This is a genomic window from Klebsiella sp. CN_Kp073 (assembly GCF_040065495.2).
GTDB classification, from domain to species: Bacteria; Pseudomonadota; Gammaproteobacteria; order Enterobacterales; family Enterobacteriaceae; genus Klebsiella; species Klebsiella aerogenes.
On the sequence record NZ_CM198051.1, the window covers coordinates 226,853 to 249,318 of the forward strand.

At 57.8% G+C, this 22,466-nt stretch carries 13 protein-coding genes; 10 read left to right on the forward strand and 3 right to left on the reverse strand.

Annotated elements, in window-relative coordinates:
• Positions 1-125: 125 nt before the first annotated feature.
• The 9 genes from bcsR (at position 126) to ABLV66_RS01150 (ending at position 15,977) form a co-directional block, all read left to right on the forward strand.
• The gene (bcsR, locus tag ABLV66_RS01110; RefSeq protein ID WP_045390797.1) at positions 126-314 is read left to right on the forward strand and encodes a cellulose biosynthesis protein BcsR; all 189 of its coding nucleotides are present in this window, start codon (positions 126-128) and stop codon (positions 312-314) included.
• A gap of 11 nt (positions 315-325) precedes the next feature.
• A complete protein-coding gene (gene bcsQ, locus ABLV66_RS01115; protein ID WP_348876589.1) occupies positions 326-1,063 on the forward strand; it encodes a cellulose biosynthesis protein BcsQ in 738 nt (245 codons plus the stop codon).
• On the forward strand, positions 1,060-3,678 hold the full coding sequence (bcsA, locus tag ABLV66_RS01120; protein WP_045390803.1) for a UDP-forming cellulose synthase catalytic subunit: 2,619 nt from the start codon (positions 1,060-1,062) through the stop codon (positions 3,676-3,678). The genes bcsQ and bcsA overlap by 4 nt, the downstream gene beginning before the upstream one ends.
• 10 nt (positions 3,679-3,688) lie before the next feature.
• Complete coding sequence (gene bcsB, locus ABLV66_RS01125) at positions 3,689-6,043, forward strand: cellulose biosynthesis cyclic di-GMP-binding regulatory protein BcsB (protein WP_045390806.1); 2,355 nt, start codon at positions 3,689-3,691, stop codon at positions 6,041-6,043.
• Positions 6,044-6,049: 6 nt separating this feature from the next.
• Positions 6,050-7,156: a cellulose synthase complex periplasmic endoglucanase BcsZ gene (gene bcsZ / locus ABLV66_RS01130; protein ID WP_045390827.1), complete on the forward strand. Its 1,107-nt coding sequence runs from the start codon at positions 6,050-6,052 to the stop codon at positions 7,154-7,156.
• Positions 7,138-10,623 (forward strand): cellulose synthase complex outer membrane protein BcsC, encoded by a 3,486-nt coding sequence (gene bcsC / locus ABLV66_RS01135; RefSeq protein ID WP_348876588.1) that lies wholly within the window; start codon positions 7,138-7,140, stop codon positions 10,621-10,623. Before bcsZ ends, bcsC begins: the two co-directional genes overlap by 19 nt.
• Before the next feature lie 196 nt (positions 10,624-10,819).
• The gene (gene hmsP / locus ABLV66_RS01140; protein ID WP_047078840.1) at positions 10,820-12,826 is read left to right on the forward strand and encodes a biofilm formation regulator HmsP; all 2,007 of its coding nucleotides are present in this window, start codon (positions 10,820-10,822) and stop codon (positions 12,824-12,826) included.
• 155 nt (positions 12,827-12,981) lie between these two features.
• Positions 12,982-14,268: a dicarboxylate/amino acid:cation symporter gene (locus tag ABLV66_RS01145; protein WP_015369244.1), complete on the forward strand. Its 1,287-nt coding sequence runs from the start codon at positions 12,982-12,984 to the stop codon at positions 14,266-14,268.
• A 209-nt stretch (positions 14,269-14,477) separates the two neighbouring features.
• Positions 14,478-15,977: a M16 family metallopeptidase gene (locus tag ABLV66_RS01150; RefSeq protein WP_047047807.1), complete on the forward strand. Its 1,500-nt coding sequence runs from the start codon at positions 14,478-14,480 to the stop codon at positions 15,975-15,977.
• A gap of 605 nt (positions 15,978-16,582) precedes the next feature.
• On the opposite strand, the gene kdgK is transcribed toward ABLV66_RS01150, so the two are convergent.
• The gene (gene kdgK, locus ABLV66_RS01155; RefSeq protein ID WP_045397203.1) at positions 16,583-17,512 is read right to left on the reverse strand and encodes a 2-dehydro-3-deoxygluconokinase; all 930 of its coding nucleotides are present in this window, start codon (positions 17,510-17,512) and stop codon (positions 16,583-16,585) included.
• A gap of 194 nt (positions 17,513-17,706) precedes the next feature.
• Between kdgK and ABLV66_RS01160 the strand changes: the two genes are divergently transcribed.
• Positions 17,707-19,758: an AsmA family protein gene (locus ABLV66_RS01160; RefSeq protein ID WP_348876587.1), complete on the forward strand. Its 2,052-nt coding sequence runs from the start codon at positions 17,707-17,709 to the stop codon at positions 19,756-19,758.
• Between the two features lie 49 nt (positions 19,759-19,807).
• Here ABLV66_RS01160 and ABLV66_RS01165 read toward each other — a convergent pair whose 3' ends face one another.
• Together ABLV66_RS01165 and yhjD are read right to left on the reverse strand one after the other, a co-directional pair.
• The gene (locus tag ABLV66_RS01165; RefSeq protein WP_045397190.1) at positions 19,808-21,130 is read right to left on the reverse strand and encodes an MFS transporter; all 1,323 of its coding nucleotides are present in this window, start codon (positions 21,128-21,130) and stop codon (positions 19,808-19,810) included.
• A gap of 271 nt (positions 21,131-21,401) precedes the next feature.
• A complete protein-coding gene (yhjD, locus tag ABLV66_RS01170) occupies positions 21,402-22,433 on the reverse strand; it encodes an inner membrane protein YhjD (protein ID WP_045397187.1) in 1,032 nt (343 codons plus the stop codon).
• Positions 22,434-22,466: the final 33 nt, after the last annotated feature.

Sequence of the window (22,466 nt, forward strand, 5' to 3'; positions counted from 1 at the left end):
GAAAGCGTGAGAGTAAACCTAACATTGAAATTAAAGGACATCAGTTTTAGCATGTACACGTAATTTTAGGGATGAGCGGTTTCCACTTCCTGGTTTTATAATGTGTTTTTCGAATGGACAGAGAAATGCCGGAAAAAGACCCTACGGTACCTGGCGATGCAACGCTGGGATATACCTTCCAAAATGATTTCCTGGCATTAAGCCGGGCATTTTCCCTGCCGGATATTGATTACCACGACATTTCCCGACGCGAACAGCTCGCTGCGGCGTTGCAACGCTGGCCGCTGTTGGCCGAATTAGCTGAGAAAAAGTAAGGAAGCCGTCGATGGCGATTCTGGGATTACAAGGCATACGCGGCGGCGTAGGCACCACATCTATTACCGCCGCACTGGCCTGGGCGCTACAGCTGCTCGGTGAAACCGTGCTGGTGGTCGATGCCAGCCCGGACAATATGCTGCGCTTTTTCTTCAACGTTGATTTCGACCATCGCAACGGCTGGGCGCGCTCGTTGATTGACGGAGGTGACTGGCGCGACGCCGGGTTGCGCTACACCGCGCATATCGATCTTCTGCCGTTTGGCCGCCTGACGCCTGGCGAACGTGAGCACGTTGATAAGTTCAGTCCGACGCTGGAACCCATCGCGGAGCAAATCAAATTGCTCGACCAGCAGGGGAGCCACCGCTGGCTGCTGATTGATATACCCGAAGGCTACTCTCCGCTTACCCGCGAATTACTGAGCGTTTGCCATCACGCTCTACAGGTTGTGCATCCCGACGGCAATAGCCATATTCGCCTGCATCAGCAGGCGCTGCCTGCTAATGCGGATATTTTGATTAACGATCTGCGCGTCGGCAGCCAGCTGCAGGAAGATCTCTATCAACTGTGGCTGGAAAGCCAGCGCCGTATTCTGCCGGTCACGATTCACCGCGATGAAGCGATGGCGGAATGTCTGGCGGCTAAACAGCCGCTTGGCGAATATCGCCAGGATTCGCTGGCGGCGGAAGAGGTGCTGACGCTGGCCAACTGGTGTCTGCTGCACTATGCCAGAGAGGGAGCGGCATGATCCGCCTGAGTACGTTGCTGCTGGCGCCGCCGGTGGGCGAGCGCTTGAGCGCACGTTATGATGACTATCGTCAGCATGGCGCGTCGGTGCTTTCAGCTTTTCTCGGTTGCCTGTGGGTGTCGTTGGCATGGGCGTTAATGCCGCTTGAGACGCCGCGCTGGCAAGCTATTCGCGAACACCACGGCGACTATTTTCCGCATATTAATCCGCATCGCCCACGCCCGTTAGATCCGATACGCTATTTGCTGCAGTCGCTCTGGCTACTGGCGACCCGGGTGCCGGAACCGGATAAAAAAATTAACTGGCGCTCGCTGGCAGCGCTGGAAGGGGTTCACGGGCGCTACGCGCAGTGGATGGAAAAATTACCGGAAAAGGTCAACACCCGTACCGGCCATCTCGATAAGCAGAAAGAGCTTGAGCACCTGCATCCACAGCTGCGGCGGCTGGTGCTGGGTACCATCACCTTCTTCTCGCTGATTCTGGCGCTGTTGTGTATCACCCAGCCGTTTAACCCGCTGTCGCAATTTATTTTCCTGCTGCTGTTGTGGGGCGTCGCGCTGCTGGTGCGGCGTATTCCGGGGCGTTTCTCCGCCCTGATGTTGATCGTGTTGTCGCTGACCGTTTCCTGTCGCTACATCTGGTGGCGCTATACCTCCACGCTGAACTGGAACGATCCGGTCAGCCTGGTATGCGGGTTGATTTTGCTGTTTGCCGAAACCTACGCCTGGATTGTGCTGGTATTGGGCTATTTCCAGGTGGTGTGGCCGCTCAATCGCCAGCCGGTGCCGCTGCCGGAAGATATGAACGAATGGCCGACGGTGGATATCTTCGTCCCGACCTACAACGAAGATCTTAGCGTGGTGAAAAATACTATCTACGCGTCGCAGGGTATCGACTGGCCAAAGGATAAGCTCAATATCTGGATCCTTGATGACGGCGGGCGCGAAGAGTTTCGCCAGTTCGCGAAAGATGTCGGCGTCCATTACATCGCGCGTACCAGCCACGAACATGCCAAGGCCGGTAATATCAACAATGCGTTGAAGTATGCGAAGGGCGAGTTCGTCTCTATTTTCGACTGCGACCACGTGCCGACCCGCTCCTTCCTGCAGATGACCATGGGCTGGTTCCTGAAGGATAAAAAGCTGGCGATGATGCAGACGCCGCACCACTTTTTCTCGCCGGATCCGTTCGAACGCAACCTGGGCCGTTTTCGTAAAACGCCAAATGAAGGGACGCTGTTTTACGGCCTAGTCCAGGACGGCAACGATATGTGGGATGCGACCTTTTTCTGCGGATCCTGCGCGGTCATTCGCCGCGGCCCGCTGGATGAAATCGGCGGTATCGCCGTCGAGACGGTCACCGAGGATGCCCACACCTCACTGCGCCTGCATCGTCGTGGCCATACCTCCGCCTATATGCGCATCCCGCAGGCGGCGGGGCTGGCGACGGAAAGCTTGTCGGCGCATATCGGCCAGCGTATTCGCTGGGCGCGCGGAATGGTGCAGATTTTCCGTCTTGATAACCCGCTGTTTGGTAAAGGGTTGAAGCTGGCGCAGCGTATCTGCTACGTCAACGCGATGCTGCACTTTTTGTCCGGTATCCCGCGGCTTATCTTCCTCACCGCGCCGCTGGCATTCCTGCTGTTACACGCCTATATCATCTATGCGCCGGCGCTTATGATCGCGCTGTTCGTGCTGCCGCATATGATCCATGCCAGCCTGACGAACTCGAAGATCCAGGGCAAGTACCGCCACTCCTTCTGGAGTGAAATCTACGAAACGGTGCTGGCATGGTATATCGCGCCACCGACCTTCGTCGCGCTGATTAACCCGCACAAAGGCAAGTTCAACGTCACCGCCAAAGGCGGACTAGTGAAAGATGAGTATGTCGATTGGGTTATCTCACGCCCCTATATTTATCTGGTGTTGCTTAATCTGGTGGGCGTGGCGGTCGGCATCTGGCGCTTTATGTACGGACCCGAGAACGAAATTTTAACCGTCTGGGTCAGCATCATCTGGGTATTTTATAACTTAATCATCCTCGGCGGCGCCGTGGCGGTGTCGGTGGAGAGCAAGCAGGTGCGGCGTTCGCACCGCGTAGAGATGTCGATGCCGGCGGCGATTGCCCGCCCGGATGGCCACCTGTTCTCCTGTACCGTTCATGACTACTCTGACGGCGGCCTGGGGATAAAAATTCACGGCGACGCGCGGGTACTGGAAGGGCAACACGTGAATTTGCTGCTCAAACGCGGACAGCAAGAATACGTCTTCCCGGTTCGCGTCGCGCGGGTCAACGGCGGTGAAGTCGGCCTGCAATTGCTGCCGCTGACTAACCAGCAACATATTGATTTTGTGCAGTGTACGTTTGCCCGCGCTGATACGTGGGCGCTTTGGCAGGACAGCTTCCCGGAAGATAAGCCGATGGAAAGCCTGCTGGATATCCTCAAGCTGGGGTTCCGTGGATATCGTCACCTGGCGGAGTTCTCGCCGCCGTCGGTGAAGGTTATTTTCCGCTCGCTCACCTCGCTGGTGGCCTGGATTGTATCGTTTTTGCCGCGCCGTCCCGAACGCGCCGCGGCGGTGCTTTCGGCAGAACCAGCAATGGCTCAACAATGATGATAATGCGATGAAAAGAAAACTTTCCTTGATTTGTGCAGTGGCGGTGGGAATGAGCAGCTGGTACCCCTTCGCAACATTTTCGGCTCCGGCGGCGACGCCGAATGCCGCGGTGGTCGACGCTCCCGCCACAACGGGTGCGGCCCAGCCAGCGCCGGTGATTATCGATGGCCAGCCGACGGCGGCGGTTATCGATCCTGCCGCGCCGGTGGTGGTGGCGGACAACATTCCCTCTCGCGACGTGAAGCTGACTTTTGCGCAAATCGCGCCGCCGCCGGGGAGTATGGTGCTACGCGGTTCGCACCCAGAGGGCGCCGTGGAATTCGGCATGCGCAGTGATGAAGTGGTCGCCAAAGCGCTGCTCAATCTTGACTACACGCCGTCGCCATCGCTGCTGCCGGTGCAGTCGCAGCTGAAGGTTTATCTCAACGACGAGCTGATGGGCGTACTGCCGGTCACCAAAGAGCAACTGGGTAAAAAAGTGAGCGCCCAGATCCCCGTCGATCCACTGTATATCACCGATTTTAACCGCGTGCGGTTGGAGTTTGTCGGCCACTATCGCGACGTTTGCGAAAACCCGGCCAGCAGTACGCTGTGGCTCGATATCGGCCGTGAGAGCTCGCTGGATTTAACCTATCAGTCGCTGCAGGTACGTAACGACCTGTCCCACTTCCCGGTACCGTTCTACGACTCGCGCGACAACCGTCCGCTGACGTTGCCGATGGTTTTTGCTGCTGCGCCTGACGTCAAACAGCAGCAGGCGGCGGCGATTGTCGCCTCCTGGTTTGGCAGCAAGGCCGGCTGGCGCGGTCAGCAGTTCCCGGTCCACTTCAATGAGATACCGGAACGCAACGCTATCATCTTCGCCACCAACGATAAGCGTCCGGACTTCCTGCGCGACCATCCGCCGGTGAAAGCGCCGACCATCGAAATGGTCAACCACCCGAGCAACCCGTACGTCAAGCTGCTGGTGATCTTCGGTCGCAACGATCAAGACCTGCTGGTGGCGGCGAAGGGTATTGCCCAGGGCAATATTCTGTTCCGCGGCGATAGCGTGGTAGTGGATGGCGTGAAAGAGTTGAAGGCGCGCCAGCCGTATGACGCGCCGAACTGGGTCCGTACCGACAGACCGGTGACTTTCGGCGAGCTGAAAACCTATGAGCAGCAGCTGCAATCAAGCGGCCTGGTGCCAGATTCGATTAACCTGGCGCTGAATCTACCGCCGGATCTATACCTGCTTCGCGCCAACGGCATCGATATGGATCTGAAATATCGCTATACCATGCCGCCTATCAAAGACAGCTCGCGGATGGATATCAGCCTTAACGATCAGTTCCTGCAGTCGTTTAGCCTCAATAGCTCGCAGGATGTGAATAAGCTAATTTTACGCCTGCCGGTGCTGCAGGGGCTGTTGGATGGCCAGAACCAGGTGACCATACCCGCGCTGCGTCTTGGCGCGATGAACCAGCTGCGCTTCGATTTTCAGTACATGAACCCGATGCCCGGCGGCAACATCGATAACTGTATTACCTTCCAGCCGGTGCAGAACCACGTGGTGATCGGCGATGACTCCACCATCGACTTTTCGAAGTATTACCACTTCCTGGCGATGCCGGATCTGCGCGTCTTCGCTAATGCCGGTTTCCCGTATACCCGCATGGCCGATCTTTCTCAGACGCTAATCGTGGTGCCGAAAACGCCTGATGCGGGTCAGGTTGAGACGCTGCTGCAGGCGGTAGGCGGCATCGGCGCGCAGACCGGGCTGGCGGCTATCAACGTGCAGATGACCGACGACGGCAACCAGATTAAGGGCAAAGATGCCGATCTGATGCTGATTGGCGCTATTCCGCCGTCGCTGAAAGACGATACCAAAATCAATCTACTGGTCGAGGCGACCAAAAGCTGGGTGAAAACGCCGATGCGTCATTATGACCTGGCGAGCATCTATCCGGATGATGACGCGCGCACGCCGCATACGCGAACCGACATCACCTCTTCCGGGCCGATGGCGGCCATTATTGGCTTCCAGTCGCCGTACAACGACCAACGCAGCGTGATCGCCCTGATGGCCGATAGCCCACGCGGCAACGAGCTGCTCACAAACGCCTTAAATGACAGCGGTAAACGGGCGGCGATGTTCGGTTCGGTGGCGGTGATTCGTGAATCCGGCGTCAATAGCCTGCGGGTTGGCGATATCTATTATGTCGGCCACCTGCCGTGGTTCGAGCGCATCTGGTTTGCGCTCTCCAGCCATCCGATACTATTGGCGATTCTGGCGGCCGTCAGCATTGTGCTGCTGGCGTGGGTGCTGTGGCGCATGCTGCGTATTCTCAGCCGTCGCCGTCTTGATCCTGATGATGAGTAATTGCTGATGAACGCATTTCGTGGGGTACTTCTCTCGGTTTTAATGCTGGCGGCGGGGCAGGTGAGCGCCGCCTGCCAGTGGCCCGCCTGGGAGCAGTTTAAAAAAGCGTATGTCAGCGCCGAAGGACGAGTCATCGACCCCAGCGATGCGCGCAAAATCACTACCTCCGAAGGGCAAAGCTACGCGTTGTTCTTCGCCCTGGCGGCCAACGATCGTCAGGGCTTCGATAAGCTATTTCAGTGGACGCAGAACAACCTGGCGCAAGGCGATCTGCGCGCCCATCTGCCGGGATGGCTATGGGGGAAAAAGAGCGAGGATGAATGGACGGTGCTGGACACCAATTCGGCATCGGATTCTGATTTGTGGATTGCCTGGGCGCTGCTGGAAGCCGGACGCCTGTGGAAGGTTGATAACTATACTGAGGTAGGAAAAGCGCTGCTGGCGCGGATTGCCGATGAAGAAGTCGCTGATGTTCCGGGACTGGGGCCGTCGGTACTGCCGGGGAAAGTCGGTTTCGCGGACGACAAGGGCTGGCGCTTTAATCCAAGCTATCTGCCGCCGCAGCTCGCCACCTACTTTACCCGCTTTGGCGCGCCGTGGCCGAAGATCCGCGACAGCAATCTGCGGCTGCTGCTGGAAACGGCGCCGAAAGGCTTCTCGCCGGACTGGGTGCGCTATGAGAAAGGCAGCGGCTGGCAGCTGAAAACCGATAAGCCGATTATTGGTAGCTATGACGCTATTCGCGTCTATCTGTGGGTCGGGATGCTCAATAACGCCGATAAACAAAAAGCGCCGCTGTTGGCGCGTTTCAAACCGATGGCGACTCAGACGATCAAACAGGGATTGCCGCCGGAAAAAACCAATATCGCCAGCGGGAAAACCACCGGTGAGGGTCCGGTTGGTTTCTCCGCTTCCATGTTGCCGTTTTTACAAGATGAGGACGCCCGCGCGCTACAGCGCCAACGGGTCGCCGATCATTATCCCGACGCGGATGCCTACTATAGCGCGGTGCTGACGCTGTTCGGCCAGGGGTGGGATCAACATCGTTTTCGTTTCGCCGCAGGTGGCGAATTACAACCTGACTGGAACCAGGAATGCGCAAGTTCTCACTAAGCTTCATCACGCTGTCTGTCGGTCTCGCACTACTGCCGCTGGCGCAGGCGGCGAATACCCCTGCGCAGCAGCATCTGCTGGAACAAGTGCGTCTCGGCGAGGCGAGCAGCCGTGAAGACCTGGTACGTCAGTCGCTTTATCGACTGGAATTGATCGACCCGAATAACCCGGATTATCTCGCCGCGCGGGCTCGCTACCTCCTGCGTCAGGGCGACACCGCCGGCGCGCAAAAGCAGCTCGATCTGCTGGCGAAACTGGCCCCTGACTCAGCGGCATTGAAAGCGACGCGCAGCGAGATCGATCTCAGCGGAGGCAAAGGACAGCAAGAGCTGCAGCAGGCGCGCCTGCTTGGCGTGGCCGGAAAGGTCGATGAAGCCATCGCCGCCTATGAAAAGCTCTTCGGCGGCGTCCCGACGGATACCGAAGCGGCTATCGAATACTGGACGCTGGTGGCGCGATTGCCCGCTCGCCATAGTGAAGGCGTTAGCCAGCTAAAAAAACTCAATGCCAGTACCCCGGATAACGTCACTCTGCTGACCTCGCTGGCGAAGCAGATGTTTTCAGATAACAAGCAGCAGGAAGGCTTCGCCTATCTGGAACAGATGGCGCGTTCAGCTTCAGGTCGCGGTATCGCGGCAGATATGTGGCTCGGCGAAATTAAAACTATGCCGGTCAGCAGCGGCAGCGTTCAGGCATTACAGCGATTCCTGCTCTTGTTCCCCGCCGGATCCGCCGCCGCTAATGCCCGGCTGCTGCTGGCGCAGCAACAAACTCAACTGAAAGATCCGACCTTCCGCGCTAAAAGCGAAGGACTGGCGGCGGTGAAATCCGGCAATGCGGCGCAGGCGGTGGCCGATCTGCAGCAGGCGGTACGCGCCGATGCCCGCGATAGCGATGCCGTCGGCGCGCTGGGCGCCGCTTACTCACAGCGCGGCGACCGGGCGCGGGCGGTGGCGCAGCTCAATAAAGCGATCGCGATGGATCCGAAAAGCCCGAATCGCGATAAGTGGGACAGTCTGCTGAAGACCAACCGCTATTGGCTGTTGATTAAACAGGGTGATAACGCGCTGAAAGCAGGCCAACTGGCGCAGGCGCAAAACGCCTACGCCCAGGCGCAGCGGGTGGATAACACCGACAGCTACGCGGTACTGGGGTTAGGCGATGTCGCCGCGGCGCGCAAAGATGACGCCGCCGCCGAGCGCTACTATCGACAGGCGCTGCGGATGGATCGCGGCAATAACCTCGCGGTACGCGGTCTGGCGAATGTTTATCGCCGTGAGTCGCCTGAAAAAGCCAGCGCCTATATTGCCAGCCTATCCGCTAGTCAGCGGCGCAGTATTGATGATATCGAACGCAGTCTCACCAACGATCGGCTGGAAAAACAGGCTGAAGCGCTGGAAAGCCAGGGCAGTTGGGCGCAGGCCGCGGAGGTGCAGCGGCGGCGTCTGGCGTTGGATCCCGAAAGCGTGTGGATAACCTATCGGCTGGCGAAAGATCTGGTCAGCGCCGGCCAGCGGCCGGAAGCGGACGCGCTGATGCGTAACATGGCCAACCGCAAGCCGGGCGATGCCGAACGGGTTTACGCCTACGGGCTCTATCTGTCCGGTAATAATCAGGATGATGCGGCGCTGGCGCAAATTAACGCGCTGCCGCGCGGACAGTGGACCGATAATATCCGTGAACTGGAAGGGCGTCTGCAAAGCGACAAAGTGATGCGCGAGGCCAACCAACTTCGCGATAGCGGGCAGGAAGCGCAGGCTATTGCCTTGATTAAACGGCAGCCGGAATCGGTACGCTACGATCTGGCATTGGCGGATTGGGCGCAGCAGCGCGGCGATAGCGCAGAGGCGATAGCCCAGTACCATCGGGTGCTGAGCCAGCAGGCTGATAATGGCGATGCGCGCCTGGGATTGGCGGAAGTCTATCTTGCCGAGGGCGATAAAAATGCCGCCCGCGCGCAGGTCGCGCAGTTGAAGGATGCGGATACGGAATCGATCAACATGCAGCGCCGGGTAGCGCTGGCCCGCGCCGGATTTGACGATACCGCGGGCGCGCAACAAATATTCGACCGCATCGTGCCGCAGGCGAAAAGCCAGCCGCCGTCGATGGAAAGCGCGCTGGTGCTGCGTGATGCCGCGCGCTTCCAGACGCAAAGCGATCAACCACAGCAGGCCCTGGAAAGCTATAAAGACGTGATGGTAGCCTCTGGCGTGACCCGCGTTCGCCCGCAGGATAATGACGCCTTTACCCGCCTGACCCGCAACGATAGCCAGGATGACTGGCTGAAGCGCGGGATCCGCAGCGACGCCGCCGATCTTTATCGCCAGCAGGATCTTAACGTTACCCTTGAGCACGACTACTGGGGATCGAGCGGCACCGGCGGTTATTCAGACCTCAAAGCGCACACCACCATGCTGCAGGTGGACGCGCCGCTGTATGACGGACGGATGTTCTTCCGTACCGATGTGGTGAATATGAACGCCGGGACGTTTTCCACCAATAGCGACGGCGGCTACTCGCCGAGCTGGGGGACCTGCGGCGAAATTAGCTGCTATGGCGGTAGCAAAAATCAGAGCGACGGCGGCGCCAGCGTGGCGGTCGGCTGGAAGAACGACACCTGGAGCGGCGATATCGGCACCACGCCGATGGGCTTTAACGTGGTCGATGTCGTGGGGGGACTGAGTTATAGCGGCGATGCCGGGCCGGTCGGCTATACCGTCAACGTCCACCGGCGGCCCATTTCCAGCTCGCTGCTCTCCTTCGGCGGGCAAAAAGATAACCCTAACGACGGCCACACCGGTACCACCTGGGGCGGGGTACGCGCCGCCGGCGGCGGTATCAGCCTGAGCTACGATAAAGGCGAGGCGAACGGCATCTGGTCATCGTTGGGTGCGGACCAACTCACCGGCAAAAACGTCGAGGACAACTGGCGCGTGCGCTGGATGACCGGTTACTACTATAAAGCGATCAATGAAAATAATCGCCGGGTGACCGTCGGCCTGACCAATATGATCTGGCACTACGACAAAGACCTCAGCGGCTATACGCTGGGTCAGGGCGGTTACTACAGCCCGCAGGAGTATCTCTCTTTCTCGGTGCCGGTCATCTGGCGTCAGCGTACCGAAAACTGGTCATGGGAACTCGGCGGTTCGGTGTCATGGTCCCATTCGCGCACGCAAACTCAGGCGCGCTATCCGTTGCTGAATTTGATTCCGTCGCAGTATCGCTACGAGGCCAGCCAGCTAAAAGAAGAGGGCGGCAGCAGCCAGGGCTTCGGTTATACCGCACGGGCGCTGGTGGAACGGCGAGTTACCGGCAACTGGTTTGTCGGCGCGGCGGTGGATATTCAGCAGGCCAAAGATTACACGCCGAGCCACGCGCTGCTGTACGTGCGCTATTCCGCTTCCGGTTGGCAGGGCGACATGGATATGCCGCCGCAGCCGTTGGTGCCTTATGCGGATTGGTAGCAGATTAGCCTGATTTCTACGGCTAATCGCCAATCCACCCCGCTGTTCGCGTATACTCGCCGTACCTCGCCCGCCGCTTTCGGGAAGAACCCGTCTTGCGGGCGAGAGCGAACAATTTGCGTATATAATCAGCCTGAAAACGACCGGTAGTGATGGATCTCGCCGGATAGTCGTTCAGTTTCAGTGGAGAACACAGTTGCGCGTCAGCCGCTCACTTACAATTAAACAGATGGCGATGGTCGCGAGCGTGTCCATGGCGTTTGTCCTGGTCTTTTGTTCCATTTTACTGTTTCACTTTGTGCAACAGAGTCGCTATACCACGGCCACGCAATTAGAAAGTATCGCCCGTTCCGTTCGCGAACCGCTGTCGGCGGCAATTTTGAAAGCCGACATTCCCGAAGCGGAAGCCATTCTGGGCCGCATTCAGCCTGCTGGCATCGTCAGCCGGGCGGATGTGGTGCTACCGAATCAATTCCAGGCGCTGCGGATGCGCTTTATTCCCGAACGCCCGGTGCCGGTGATGATCACTCGCCTGTTTGAACTGCCGGTGCAGATATCTCTGCCAATCTACTCGCTGGAACGCCCGGCTAACCCGCAGCCGCTGGCTTATCTGGTGCTGCAGGCGGATTCCTATCGCATGTACAAATTCGTCATGAGCGCGCTTGCGACGTTAGTGACTACTTACTTACTTTTGGTGCTGGTTTTAACGGTAGCGCTCACCTGGTGCATCAACCGACTGATTGTTCGCCCGCTGCGCGCCATCGCTCGCGAGCTCAACGATATTCCGCCTCAGGATCGTCTCGGGCATCAACTGAGCCTACCGCGACTGCACCAGGACGATGAAATCGGCATGCTGGTGCGCTGCTACAACCGCAATCAGCAGTCCTTGTTGCGCCAGCATGATGAGCTATCGCTGCAATCGACCCGTTTTCCGGTGTCTGAGCTCCCCAACAAAGCCTTTCTGATGGCGATGCTGGAGCAGACCGCGACCCGTCCGCAGCCTTCGGCGCTGCTGGTGGTGGCGTGTGAAACCCTGCAAGATGCCGCGGGCGTCCTGAAAGAGAGCCAGCGCGAGATGCTGCTCTTAACGCTGGTCGAGAAACTAAAAGCGGTTATCCCGGCCAATATGGTACTGGCGCAGGTGAGCGGTTACGATTTCGCCATTTACGCGCCCGGACTTAGCGAGCCTTGGGAAGCGGTGTCGCTAAGTAAGCGAGTGCTAACTTCTATTAGCGAGCGATTGCCGCTGCACGGTGTCCAGCTGCGCCCTTGCGCCAGCGTTGGCATCGCGATGTTTAATAGCGAGCTGAATGCCGAGCAGTTCTATCGCCGTGCGGTTTCCGCCGCGGTGACGGCGCGGCGTAAGGGTAAAAATCAGATCGAGTTCTTTGACCCTGAGCAGATGGAAAAAGCCCAGCGCCGGTTAATGGAAGAGCATGACATCCTCACCGCGCTCGATAATCAGCAGTTCGCCATCTGGTTCCAGCCGCAGGTGGATATTGCCAGCGGCGATATTTGCGGTGCGGAAGTTCTGCTGCGTCAGCGACAGTCCGATGGCAGCTGGTCGCTACCGTGCGATCTGATCGAGCGTATTGAAAACTGCGGGTTGATGGTGCCGGTAGGTTATTGGGTAATGGAAGAAGCCTGCCGTCAACTGGCAGCCTGGCAGCAACAAGGGATCATGCTGCCGCTGTCGGTGAACGTCTCTCTCCTGCAGCTGCTGCATCCCGAGCGCGGCGTTGAGCTACTGGCGCTCATTGAACGCTACCGTATCGCCCCGGGCACGCTGGTGCTGGAGGTGACGGAAAGCCGCCGTCTTGACGATCCGCAGGCGGTGATTGCCCTGCTGCGCCCGCTGCGCGACGCCGGTACGCGCATTGCGCTGGATGATTTCGGCATGGGTTATGCCGGGTTGCGCCAGCTGCAACATATGAAATCGCTGCCGGTGGATATCCTGAAAATCGACAAGGCGTTTATTGATATGGTGCCGGATGATACCAGCATGGTCCCGGCGATAATTCAGCTCGCACGCGGGCTCAAGCTGCGGATTGTCGCTGAGGGCGTCGAAAAAGAAGAACAGCTGAAATGGTTGCAAGCGGCGGGGGTGGACATCGCTCAGGGTTACCTGTTTGGTTGCGCCTTACCGCTGGAAAGCTTTATGCAGCGCTTCCTGCACGCTGAAAAGGATGATGCAAGTTTGTAACATTTTTAGTTGTTTGTGCGAGTCAGCTCAAATATTTTAACAATTCCGTTGCAACTTCGCGGTTACTTATTTCTGAAATGTTTCCAGGGTGTTATTTTTAAGCCACAGACACAGATAACCTTTCATTGTCTGTGGTTATTCCCAAAGGACACCCTATGAAACTCTCTCTCTTCAAAAGCCTCTATGTCCAGGTTTTATCGGCCATAGCCATCGGTATTTTGCTGGGCCATTTCTACCCGGAACTTGGCGCGCAGATGAAACCGTTCGGCGACGCCTTCGTAAAACTGATTAAAATGGTCATTGCTCCGGTTATCTTCTGTACCGTTGTGACAGGGATTGCCGGAATGGAAAGCATGAAGGCCGTCGGTCGTACCGGTGCGGTGGCGTTACTCTACTTTGAAGTGGTGAGTACCATTGCGTTGATTATCGGTCTTATCATTGTCAACGTGGTGCAACCCGGCGCGGGCATGAACGTCGATCCGGCGACGCTGGACGCGCACGCGGTGGCGGTCTACGCCGAGCAGGCTAAAGATCAGGGTGTTGTCGCCTTCTTACTCGATATTATCCCGGGCAGCGTGATTGGCGCTTTCGCCAGCGGTAATATTTTGCAGGTATTGATGTTTGCCGTCCTGTTTGGCTTTGCGCTGCATCGTTTAGGTAGCAAAGGCCAGCTGATTTTCAACGTCATTGAAAGCTTCTCGCAGGTCATTTTCGGCATCATTAACATGATTATGCGCCTGGCGCCGATCGGCGCTTTCGGGGCCATGGCATTTACCATCGGTAAATACGGCGTCGGTACTCTGGTACAGCTGGGCCAACTGATCATCTGCTTCTACATCACCTGTATTCTGTTCGTGGTGCTGGTGCTGGGCTCTATCGCGCGGGCCACCGGCTTTAGCATCTTCAAGTTCATTCGCTATATCCGCGAAGAGTTGCTGATTGTGCTGGGTACTTCCTCTTCGGAGTCCGCGCTGCCGCGAATGCTGGATAAGATGGAGAAGTTGGGTTGCCGCAAATCGGTGGTGGGGCTGGTAATACCGACCGGCTACTCCTTTAACCTCGACGGCACCTCCATCTACCTGACGATGGCGGCGGTGTTCATCGCCCAGGCCACCAATAGCCATATGGATATCTTCCATCAGATCACCTTGCTGGTGGTGCTGCTGCTCTCTTCGAAAGGGGCGGCGGGCGTTACCGGTAGCGGATTTATCGTACTGGCGGCAACCATCTCCGCGGTGGGGCATCTGCCGGTGGCGGGTCTGGCGCTGATTCTCGGTATCGACCGCTTTATGTCGGAAGCGCGCGCGTTGACCAACCTTGTGGGTAACGGCGTGGCGACCGTGGTCGTCGCGAAATGGGTGAAAGAACTCGATGCCAAACAGCTCGATGATGTGTTGAATAACCGCGTTCCCGCGGACAAATCACAAGAATTATCCTCGTAATTCCTCATGTTATGCCCATGAACTATGGGCTCCTGCGCAAAATTAGGTATCATTCCCCTTCTGGGGGAATGATACCTCATGATTATTTTACGTCTTCATGCGACATTTTCGCCTTCGCGTGGTCTAACCGACGTATTTGATTCACCACCTTTTTCGGCAATCCGACGATGGGTTGCCTATGTAACCAGGAATGTTCATCAGGGGTTCACATGCAGGGCACAAAAATTCGACTCTTAACCGGTGGTTTGCTGATGATAGCGACGGCCGGTTCTGTGCAGGCAGAAGCGCTCCAGCCGGACCCGGCCTGGCAACAGGGGACTTTGGCGAACGGTTTTTCGTGGCAGGTACTGGCCACGCCGCAGCGTCCTAGCGATCGCGTCGAAGTCCGCCTGGCTGTGAATATTGGCTCGCTGAGCGAAAGCACTCAGCAGAGCGGCTTCAGTCATTTCATTCCGCGCCTGGCGCTGACCCAAAGCGGCAGCCTCCCGACGATGCAGGCGCGTTCGCTGTGGCAGCAGAGTATTGACCCGAAGCGTCCTCTGCCGCCGGCGATCGTTTCGTACGATTTCACCTTGTTTAATCTGAGCCTGCCGAACAACCGCAACGACCTGCTTAAAGAGGCGTTGAACTGGCTGGCGGACGCTAACGGTAAGTTGAGCATCACCCAGCAAGCGGTCAATCATGCGCTGCAGGGCAGCGATATGGTGGCGACCTGGCCGCTGGATACCCAGGAAGGCTGGTGGCGCTATCGCCTGAAGGGCTCGACGATGCTCGGTCACGATCCGGCGGCGCCGTTGAAACAACCGGTTGATATTAAACAGCTGAAAGAATTTTATCAGAAATGGTACACCCCGGACGCGATGACGCTGATTGTCGTCGGCAACGTCGATAGCCGCAGCGTCGCGGAGCAAATCAACAAAATCTTCGGCGAACTGAAAGGTAAACGCGAGACGCCGGCGGCGGTGCCAACGCTTTCACCTCTGCCGGCTACGCCGGTCAGCATCATGACCGAGGCCGTGCGTCAGGATAAGCTGTCGATCATGTGGGATTCCCCATGGCAGCCGATCCGCGATTCCGCCGCGCTGCAGCGCTACTGGCGCGATGACCTGGCTCGGGAAGCGCTGTTCTGGCACGTGCAGCAGAACCTGAGCAAAAGCAATGTAAAAGATATCGGCCTCGGTTTTGATTGCCGCGTGCTGTACCAGCGCGCCCAGTGCGCAATCAATATCGATTCGCCGGGCGAACGCCTGAACGCCAACCTGAGCGCGGTATCGCGCGAGCTGGCGAAGGTGCGTGACAACGGCCTGCCGCAGGAAGAGTTTGATGCGCTGATTGCGCAGAAAAACCTCGAACTGCAAAAGCTGTTCGCTACCTATGCGCGCACGGATACCGATATTCTGATTAGCCAACGCATGCGTTCGCTGCAAAATCAGGTGGTGGATATCGCGCCGGAGCAGTATCAGAAACTGCGCCAGGAGTTCCTCAATTCACTGACGGTCGACATGTTGAACCAGTATCTGCGCCAGCAGTTATCGCAGGATATGGCGCTGGTGCTGCAGCAGCCGAAAGGCGAGCCGGAGTACAACATGAAGGATCTGAAAGCGACGTGGGAAAAACTGATGGCGCCAGCGCCCGCTGCGGCGGTGAGCGCCACGCCGGATGCGGCTGATGCGCATAATGAGGCGACGGATATTCCTCCAGCGCAGTAGATACTGTTATCAGTTTGCAACGGTTTTGGTCGGGAAAAATATGTGCTTTGTGTTAATTCCGAGCACATTGCGCTCCCGATATTTCTTCTGCGTTATGTCTCTCATGGCTCAGGGAGCGCACAGGGGGCGGCCAGTCGCCGCCGCCCCCTGTACCCCCGGGCTCTGGCCGCCAAAATCGCCACTTCGTGGTACCTTCGACTTATCCCGGCAGGCTTCGGGTCGGGCCGAGGCCGCGTCCTTGCAAAACACGGCCCTCAGCCCGCATCCATGCGGGCTGCCCCGGCCTTCCTGGAACGTCTCAGCGATTTTGAGGCCACCAACACCGGCAGTTTCAGTAGTCATGGGTACAAAGGAAGAGTTAAAAGCTTCAGTTGCAATGGCAATGGCAATGGCAATGGCAATGGCAATGGCAATGGCAATGGCAATGGCCGTAGGCCGGGTAAGGCGTTAGCCGCCACCCGGCGCAAAATCTGCTCTGCGTCCACCGCCTGTGGTACGGTTCGTGCGGCCTCAAAATCCCCGGTGGCGCTACCGCTTACCGGGGCTACAGCACTGTTCGATTTGGTAGCCCTGCTAAGCGCAGCGCAAGCAGGGGGAATCGGAGCTTAGTCCGGCATCGCTTCGCGCGGGATAATCGCCCCGCGATACTGGATAACCGTGCTGGCGGTGAGGTGTCCGCGTTTCGCCGCGGATTCCGCGTCGCCGCCGGTCAGGCGCACCGCCAGATAGCCGGCGCTGAACGAATCGCCCGCCGCGGTGGTATCCACCACTTTCTCTTTCGCCAGCTTCACCGCGGGCACCTCCAGCAGCGGCTGGCCGGCAATCGCCACCAGACAGGAGTCGGCGCCGCGCTTCACCACCACCTCTTCGACGCCAGCGGCGTGGGTACGGGCGATAACCTCGGCAACCGGTACCGCTCCCCACAGCGCATCCTCATCATCCAGCGTCAGAAAAGCGATATCGGTACATTCCAGCATTTGCTGGTACACCTGGCGAGTCTCTTGCTGGCTGGCCCACAGGCGCGGACGGTAGTTGTTATCGAAAATCACTTTCCCGCCGTTAGCGCGGCATTCGCGCAGCAGCGTGAGCAGCTTTTCCCGGCTGGACGGGCTGAGGATGGCGAGGCTGATACCGCTCAGATAAAGGTAATCAAAGGTCGCCAGCTCTTCACAGATGGCGTCCGCGCGCTCGCTTTCGAGCCAGAATTTGGCCGCCGCTTCGTTGCGCCAGTAGTAGAAGGTGCGCTCGCCGGTCTCGTCCGTTTCAATGTAGTAGAGGCCAGGCAGGCGGTCAGCCATGCGCTGAATCAGATCGGTTTTTACCTGCTCGCCCTGCCAGGATTCCAGCATCTGCTGGCTGAAGGTGTCGGTGCCCAGCGCGGTCACGTAGTGCACGCTAAGGGCATCCGCGCTGGTCTGGCGCGCGATGTAGACCGATGTGTTTAAGGTATCGCCACCGAAACCGCGATTCACCGCCGCGTTTTTCTCTGACAGTTCAATCATGCATTCGCCAATCACGGCAATTTTCTTAGACATAGTGCTGACCTGAAATTGAATCGAAATTAGCGGTAGTTTGCGCTGGGCACCCGGCAGGGTCAATCATATTAAAACATCGTTCCATTATTTTTTGACCTGACGCGCAAAATGTGACGAAAAGCGCATTTGGCGGATGAATCTCCGCTCTTCAACTATAGTGAGGAGTGACGAGACGCAAAAGGAGCGGAGAGGGGATGACCAGAACCCGTAAAACGATTGCTATTATCTCGGGAACGATTGTGCTGTTAATCGTTCTTTTTTTCATCGTATTGGCGACCTTTGACTGGAACCGGCTCAAGCCGACGATCAATCAGAAAGTCTCCGCCGAACTCAATCGGCCATTCGCCATTCGCGGCGACCTTGGCGTGGTATGGGAGCGACAGCCCGAGGAGCGCGGCTGGCGCAGCTGGATCCCGTGGCCGCACGTGCATGCCGAAGATATCGTGTTGGGTAACCCACCCGACATTCCGCAAGTGACGATGGTGCATCTGCCGCGCGTGGAAGCGACGCTGGCCCCGCTGGCGCTGCTGAGCAAAACGGTCTATTTGCCGTGGATTAAGCTCGAACAGCCTGACGTCCGGCTGATAAGGCTGACGGAAAACAGCAATAACTGGACCTTTAAATTAGCTTCTGACCCGGCACCCGAAAAAGCCAACCCGCCATCGGCCTGGTCTTTCCGCCTTGATAATATTCTCTTCGATCGCGGCAACATCGGTATTGACGATAAGGTAACCCGCAGCGATATCGCGATCGTGGTCGATCCGCTTGGCAAAGCGCTGCCGTTTAGCGAAGTTACCGGTGCGGGCAACAAAGCGCAGGCGAAAAAAGCCGGCGACTATATCTTTGGCCTGTCGGTGAAGGGGCGCTACAAAGGCCAGCCGCTGAGCGGCAGCGGAAAAATTGGCGGCATGCTGGCGCTGCGTAGCGATAGTACGCCGTTCCCGCTACAAGGGGATTTTCACTCTGGTAATACCCGGATTGCGTTTAGCGGCACAGTCAGCGATCCGCTTAACGTCGGCGGGCTCGATCTGCGGCTGAAATTCGCCGGCGACTCGCTGCGCGACTTCTACGATCTGACCGGCGTCCTGCTGCCGGAAACGCCGTCCTTTTCCACCGATGGCCGCCTGCGCGCCGACTTTAAGCACAAAAACGGCATGCGTTTTGCCTATCGCGATTTTAACGGCCGGATTGGCGACAGCGATATCCACGGTTCGTTGACCTATACTACCGGCAAACCGCGACCGAAGCTCACCGGCGATCTGGAGTCTAAACAGTTGCGGCTGGCGGACCTCGGCCCGCTGATTGGCGTTGATTCCGGCGGCGGGGCGAAGAAATCCTCATCACGTAAAGCGGGCGATGCCCTACAGCCGGCGGGGAAAGTCCTGCCGGCCGATCGCTTTGAGACGGATAAATGGCAGGTGATGGACGCCGATGTGCGCTTCAAGGGGCGGCGAATCGAACACGGCGGTACTCTGCCCATCAGCGACCTGGCGACCCATATTATTCTTGAACGCGGCGACCTGCGCCTGCAGCCGGTGCGTTTTGGCCTGGCTAACGGTTCGATTGCCGGCAGCGTGCATCTGCAGGGCGATAAAAAACCGCTACAGGGCGAGGCCAATCTGCAGGCGCGGCGGCTCAAGCTTAAGGCGTTGATGCCGAACGTCGAGATGATGCAGAAAACGCTCGGTGAGATGAGCGGCGATGTGCAACTGCGCGGCAGCGGTAACTCGGTGGCGGCGCTGCTTGGCAACAGCAACGGCAACCTTAAGCTGCTGATGAATGATGGTCTGATTAGCCGCAACCTGATGGAAATTCTCGGCTTAAACGTCGGTAATTTTATCATCGGGCAGATTTTCGGCGATGAGGAGGTTCGGGTGAACTGTGCGGCGGCTAATATCGATGTGGTCGACGGCGTGGCGCGACCGCAAATTTTCGCCTTCGATACCGAGAACGCGTTGATTAACGTGACCGGCACCGCCAGCTTTGCCTCTGAACAGCTGGATCTGACCGTTGACCCGGAAAGTAAGGGCCTGCGGGTGATTACTCTGCGCTCGCCGCTGTACGTGCGCGGCACATTTAAATCGCCGGATGCCGGGGTGAAAGCCGGGCCGCTGATTGCCCGCGGCGCGGTGGCGGCAGCGTTGGCGACGTTGGTCACGCCGGCGGCCGCTTTACTGGCGCTGATCTCGCCGGCGGAAGGCGAGGCGAATCAGTGCCGGACGATTTTGTCGCAGATGAAAAAGTAAGGATGGGATGAGTGATGGCCCTGACGGCAACAGCGTCAGGGCCTGCAGCTTACAGCGATTGATGGCGGGTTTCGTGGGTCAACAGCAGGGCGATAAGCGTCAGCGCCGCCATCGCCGCCAGGTAGATACCGACAGCCGGCAGGCCGTAATTGCCCTGCAGCCAGGCGGCAATATACGGTGCGACCGACGCGCCAAGGATCGACGACACGTTATAGGAGAAAGAGGCGCCGGTATAACGTACTTCCGTCGGGAACAGCTCCGGTAGCAGCGCGCCCATCGGGCCGAAGGTCAGCCCCATCAGGCTGAGGCCCAGCAGCAGGAAGGCGAAGACCAGCAGCGGGTTGCCGGAACCGAGCAGCGGTTTAAAGGCGAACAGCGCGAACAGAATAATCATCGTGGTGATGATGATCATGCTCTTACGACGGCCAAAGGCATCCGCCAGCAGGCCCGCCACCGGCACCATCACGCCAAAACCAATGACCGCCATCATCAGCATCCACAGCACTTCGTTACGCGGCAAACCTAAACCAATCGGCGCGGCAGCGGTACTGAAGGTCATGGAGTAAACGGTCATGATATAGAACAGGGTATAGGTCGCCAGCATGATGAAGGTGCCGAGCACGGTTACGCGTACGTGCTTAGTCAGCAGCGTACCCAGCGGGATTTTGACCTGTTTTTTCGCCGCCGCCACTTTGGCGAACACCGGGGTTTCATGCAGCGACACGCGAACATACAGACCGATAATGACCAGTACCGCAGAGAAGATGAACGGCACGCGCCAGCCCCATTCCATAAACTGCTGGTCGCTCAACAGCCACGACAGCAGCAGGAAGGTGCCGTTGGCGAAGAAGAAGCCGATTGGCGCCCCCAGTTGCGGGAAGGAGCCATATAGCGCGCGTTTGCGCGGCGGAGCGTTTTCCGTCGCCAGCAGCGCCGCGCCGCCCCATTCGCCGCCCAGGCCGAGACCCTGACCAAAGCGCGCCAGCGCCAGCAGCATCGGCGCCAGAATGCCAATGCTTTCATAGCCCGGCAGCAGGCCGATGACCACGGTGGATATCCCCATGGTCAGCAGCGAGGCGACGAGTGTGACCTTCCGGCCTACACGGTCGCCGAAGTGGCCGAATAGCGCTGAGCCAATCGGGCGCGCGACAAAGGCGATGGCGAACGTCGCCAGCGACTGGAGCGTCGCGGCGGCGGCATCACCCTGTGGGAAAAAGATATGGGGGAAGACGATAACCGCGGCGGTGGCGTAAATATAGAAGTCGAAGAACTCAATGGCGGTGCCGATGAGCGAGGCGACGACGACTTTATTACGCGAGTTAACCGGCGTGGCGTCTTGCGCGTTGTCGATAGTAGTGGCTGTGGCTTGCATAGATCTTTCTTATTTTTGAGCGAACGAAAAGCCATATAGCCACAGCAAAAGAGACATTTCAATCTGTAACAAAACTCGCCATTGCGCAAAAAACAGGCAAAAAGCGGATAATTTTCGCCCTGAGAAAATATCTTCTATGAAATGCTTCACATAATTAAAATATTAGAGAATAAAACCAGTTTTAGGTTAAATAAAAGTTACGCACTGGATTTATCTGCTGAAATGATAGGTCGGGCTGAATTTTGCGTCTTTATTCAGCCCGATAATGACTTTAATCGTGGGTTTTCCCCGGCATCCGCTTATCGTCTTTATACTCTGCGGTCGCAATCCACGCGGCGCAGAAGAGGGTCAGACGGGCGAAGAAGTAGAAGAAGGCCATCAGTCCCAGTACCGAACCAAAGGCGGCGCCGGATGGGGATTTCACCAGCGCCGGCAGCGTCCAGGTCATCACGATTTTGATAATCTCAAAGCCAATCGCCGCAATTAGCGTACCGCGGAACAGCGCTTTGCGGCGTGGACGGTGGCGCGGCAATCGCCAGAAGATCCAGAAAAACAGCAGATAGTTAGCGAAGATGGAAATCGCCAGGCCAATCAGGCGCCATGCGGGTTTCAGCCATTCAATATAATCGAGGTACAGCGCGGAGATGATCATCTGCTGCGCGGATCCGGCAACGGAGGTAATCGACAGGGTGATCACCAGCGCGACCAGCAGGCCAATCAGCGAGATCAGGTCGCGGAAGTATTTTACCCAGATTTTTTCCTGATCCTGCGGCGTACGTTCCCACACGTCGCGCGACTGGGCGCGAATCGCTTCACGCAGGTTGCCCATCCAGTTAATACCGGAGTAGAGCGCGACCAACAGGCCGACCAGCCCGACGGCGGTACGCTGCTGCACGGCGGTGTTGATGGTGTTTTTAAGCGTTGCCGCCAGCGTCGGGTCGCTGACGTTCTGCAGAATTTTATCGAAGATGTCCTGCAGCAGGGTCGGATGCCAGGCCAGTACGAAACCGGCGGCGGCGAACGAGACCATCAGAATCGGGATCATCGACAAGAATGAGAAATAGGTAATGGCCGCGCCAAACTGATTGCCAAGCCTGTCATTGAAGCGCTCGGCGGCGCGCAGCAGGTGGGCTATCACCGGATTTCGTTGGACTTTCGCCGCTGTTCCGGTGACCGTTTTCAGCGCCTGGTTAGCTTTCTGCCCAACGGCGGAATCGTTGATGGCGGCGAGCGTACTTTTGTTTTTCTCCGGCAGCTGGTCCGTTTCCTGTGGCGGCTGGCGATCGTCGTTTTCCGGCGTCATAAGTGATTTCTTCCTTTCTTTACAGCGATATTC

Bases quoted from the DNA above. Each gene is read 5' to 3' on its own strand.
- bcsZ (WP_045390827.1), top strand. From the start codon at position 6,050: ATGAACGCATTTCGTGGGGTACTTCTCTCGGTTTTAATGCTGGCGGCG.
- bcsC (WP_348876588.1), top strand. From the start codon at position 7,138: ATGCGCAAGTTCTCACTAAGCTTCATCACGCTGTCTGTCGGTCTCGCA.
- ABLV66_RS01145 (WP_015369244.1), top strand. From the start codon at position 12,982: ATGAAACTCTCTCTCTTCAAAAGCCTCTATGTCCAGGTTTTATCGGCC.
- kdgK (WP_045397203.1), bottom strand. From the start codon at position 17,512: ATGTCTAAGAAAATTGCCGTGATTGGCGAATGCATGATTGAACTGTCA.
- ABLV66_RS01150 (WP_047047807.1), top strand. From the start codon at position 14,478: ATGCAGGGCACAAAAATTCGACTCTTAACCGGTGGTTTGCTGATGATA.
- bcsR (WP_045390797.1), top strand. From the start codon at position 126: ATGCCGGAAAAAGACCCTACGGTACCTGGCGATGCAACGCTGGGATAT.
- bcsB (WP_045390806.1), top strand. From the start codon at position 3,689: ATGAAAAGAAAACTTTCCTTGATTTGTGCAGTGGCGGTGGGAATGAGC.
- ABLV66_RS01160 (WP_348876587.1), top strand. From the start codon at position 17,707: ATGACCAGAACCCGTAAAACGATTGCTATTATCTCGGGAACGATTGTG.
- bcsQ (WP_348876589.1), top strand. From the start codon at position 326: ATGGCGATTCTGGGATTACAAGGCATACGCGGCGGCGTAGGCACCACA.
- yhjD (WP_045397187.1), bottom strand. From the start codon at position 22,433: ATGACGCCGGAAAACGACGATCGCCAGCCGCCACAGGAAACGGACCAG.
- bcsA (WP_045390803.1), top strand. From the start codon at position 1,060: ATGATCCGCCTGAGTACGTTGCTGCTGGCGCCGCCGGTGGGCGAGCGC.
- ABLV66_RS01165 (WP_045397190.1), bottom strand. From the start codon at position 21,130: ATGCAAGCCACAGCCACTACTATCGACAACGCGCAAGACGCCACGCCG.